We start from the raw sequence: 2,673 nt of genomic DNA, 5'->3' as shown, positions 1-2,673 counted from the left end.
ACCTGCTGGTGTGCCCGAACGTGGATGCGGGCAACATTGCGTACAACCTGCTGAAGACGGCGGCCGGGGGCAATGTGGCGGTGGGCCCGTTCCTGCTGGGCGCCAACGCGCCGGTGCACATCCTGACTTCGAGTTCCACCGTGCGGCGCATCATCAACATGACGGCCATGACGGTGGTCGATGCCAACACCCCGCGTTGAAGTACTGCCCGCGGGCCCGGCGTGCGCGCGCACGCCCACCGGTCTGGTCCTGACCGGCGGCGGCGCGCGCGCGGCCTACCAGGTCGGGGTGCTCAGCGCCATCATGGAACTGCTGGACCCCGACTGGCATTCCCGTTTCCACAATCCCTTCGACATCATCTGCGGCACCTCGGCCGGCGCCATCAACGCGGCGGCGCTGGCCTGCCGTGCCGACCGCCCGCACCTGGGCGTGCGGCGCATCCGCCGCCTCTGGTCTTCGCTCAACACCGACATGGTCTACCGCGCCGACGCGCCCGGCCTGATCCGCACCGGCGTGCGCTGGCTGGGGCTGCTGTCGCTGGGCTGGATGTACTCGGGGCTGACCCGCAAGCGGCCGCAGTCGCTGCTGGACAGTGCCCCGCTCGAGGCGCTGCTGGGGCGGGTGATGGACTTCAGCCGCCTGCAGGCCAATCTGGAAAGCGGCGCGCTGTCCGCGCTGGCCATCACGGCGTCGGGCTACACCAGCGGCGAGCACCTGACCTTCTACCAGGCGCACACGCCCATCGAGCCCTGGCACCGCTATCTGCGGCTCGCCATTCCGGCGGCCATCGGCATCGACCACCTGATGGCGTCTTCGTCCATTCCGTTCGTGTTTCCGGCGCGCCAGGTCCAGGTGCACGGCAAGGGCGAATGGTGCGGCGACGGCTCCATGCGCCAGCTCGCGCCGATCAGTCCGGCCATCCACCTGGGCGCGCACCGCGTGCTGGTGATCGGCACGGGCTTTCGCGACGAGACGCATCCGGAAAACCGCGAGGATTCTCCGCCGTATCCTTCGCTGGCCCAGGTGGGCGGCCATGCGCTGTCCAGCATTTTCCTGGACGGCCTGTCGATCGACGTGGAGCGCCTGGAGCGGCTCAACAATCTCATGGCCCACGTGGACCCGCAGGCCGGCGCGGGCCTGCGCATGGTCCGGGTGCTCAGCATCACGCCCAGCCAGTCGCTGGACCTGCTCGCGCTGGAGCACCTGGACGACCTGCCCACGCAGGCGCGCGCGCTGTTCCGCGTGCTCGGCGTGTCGGCCGATCCCGACCGTCCGGGAGGCGGTTCGCTGATGTCGTATCTGCTGTTTGAAGCGAGCTACACCAGGCGATTGATAGAACTGGGTTATGCCGATACGATGCAGCGTAACGAAGAAGTGATCGCCTTTTTCAAGGAGGCCCAGGCATGACTCGCAACGGTCTATCCACACTGCAGCGCCAGTTGCGGCGCGGCGGCGCGCTTGCCCATGAAGGGCTGGACAAGCAGGCCGTGGTCGATGCCGCGAAAGAGCTTGGGCTGGCGCTGTACGTGGCCAACTGCGACCCGGCGCGCAGCCGCTCGGCCGTGTTGCGCGCCATTGCCAAGGCGGTCGATTTTCCCGAGTATTTCGGCGGCAATCTCGACGCGCTCTACGACTGCCTGTGCGACACGGTGCTCGACCAGAAAGCGGGCGTGGTGCTGTGGCTGTACAAACTGCATTCGGGCGACCCGGCGCTCGAGGAAGACGCCGCCCGCATCGAAACCGTGTGTTCGGACGCAGCCGATTTCGCTCACGAGAACGGCCGCATCTTTTCCTACGTCATCGAGCACGCCGGGCGGCATCCCGACCCCGAGCCGGGCGTGGCGGCCGCGCCCTACGGCGAGAAAAACTGATCCGCGCGGGTCAGCGCCCGCGCCGGCCGCGCCTCGCCGGCCGCGCCTCGCCGGCTGTGCCGCTACCAGCCCAGCACGGCGCAGGAGGCCGCGATGAGCGCGAGTCCGGCCGTTTCGGTGCGCAGCACGCGCGGGCCGAAACGCACCGCTTCCACGCCCGCGGCGCGCGCCTGTTCCAGTTCCTGGTCGGACCACCCGCCTTCGGGGCCCACCAGCAGCGTGAGCGCGGGCTGCGCGCGCAGCCCGGCGTCGCCGCGCAACCGGCCGGCCAGGTCGGTTTCGGCTTCCGGATGGCACAGCAGGCGCAGGCCCCGGGCGGGCCCGGCCAGCCACTGCGCCAGCGTGCGGGGCTCGTCCACGTCCATCAGCCGGTTGCGGCCGCACTGTTCGCTGGCCGACTGGGCGACGCGCCGCCAATGCGCCAGCCGCTTGTCCAGCCGCGCGCCGGAGAGCTGCGGCACGCTGCGCTGCGCGGCAATGGGGCAGACTTGCGCCGCGCCCAGTTCCACCGCCTTTTCCACCACCCAGTCCATTTTGTCGCCCGAGGGCAGGCCCTGGGCGAGCACGATGCGGCCGGCCAGCTCGGCCTCGCGGGGCTCGAAATCGCCCAGGCGGGCATAGCCGGCCTTGCCTTGCACTTCGAGCACGGCGGGATATTCGCCGCCGGCGCCGTCGAAGAGCGTCAGGGCTTCGCCGTCTTTCATGCGCAGCACCCGCAAGGCGTGGTGGGCCAGGGCCTCGGGCAGTTCGATGCGGGCATGGGCGGACAGGGGCGTGGCACAGAAAAAGCGGGGGGCGGGCA

4 protein-coding genes are annotated in these 2,673 nt (G+C 70.0%); 3 read left to right on the top strand and 1 reads right to left on the bottom strand.

What is annotated here, in order from left to right:
* The 3 genes from NGJ44_RS23025 to NGJ44_RS23015 form a co-directional block, all read left to right on the top strand.
* Positions 1–200: phosphate acyltransferase (locus NGJ44_RS23025; protein WP_251866046.1), on the top strand; the 200-nt coding region annotated here is incomplete at its 5' end.
* On the top strand, positions 181–1,407 hold the full coding sequence (locus NGJ44_RS23020) for a patatin-like phospholipase family protein (protein ID WP_053246204.1): 1,227 nt from the start codon (positions 181–183) through the stop codon (positions 1,405–1,407). The genes NGJ44_RS23025 and NGJ44_RS23020, both read left to right, overlap by 20 nt.
* Positions 1,404–1,871 (top strand): barstar family protein, encoded by a 468-nt coding sequence (locus NGJ44_RS23015; RefSeq protein ID WP_053246203.1) that lies wholly within the window; start codon positions 1,404–1,406, stop codon positions 1,869–1,871. The genes NGJ44_RS23020 and NGJ44_RS23015 overlap by 4 nt, the downstream gene beginning before the upstream one ends.
* Positions 1,872–1,933: 62 nt before the next feature.
* On the opposite strand, the gene NGJ44_RS23010 is transcribed toward NGJ44_RS23015, so the two are convergent.
* Positions 1,934–2,673 (bottom strand): 16S rRNA (uracil(1498)-N(3))-methyltransferase (locus tag NGJ44_RS23010; RefSeq protein WP_251866044.1); only part of this gene is annotated, 740 nt, incomplete at its 5' end.

It is taken from the genome of Achromobacter sp. Marseille-Q4962, from assembly GCF_943737005.1.
Lineage (GTDB): Bacteria > Pseudomonadota > Gammaproteobacteria > Burkholderiales > Burkholderiaceae_B > Achromobacter.
The sequence above is the reverse complement of the archived record's forward strand: the minus strand, read 5'-3'. Positions and strand labels throughout refer to the sequence as shown.

Coding starts and splice junctions, on each gene's coding strand:
- NGJ44_RS23020 (WP_053246204.1), top strand. CDS start 181: ATGCCAACACCCCGCGTTGAAGTACTGCCCGCGGGCCCGGCGTGCGCG.
- NGJ44_RS23015 (WP_053246203.1), top strand. CDS start 1,404: ATGACTCGCAACGGTCTATCCACACTGCAGCGCCAGTTGCGGCGCGGC.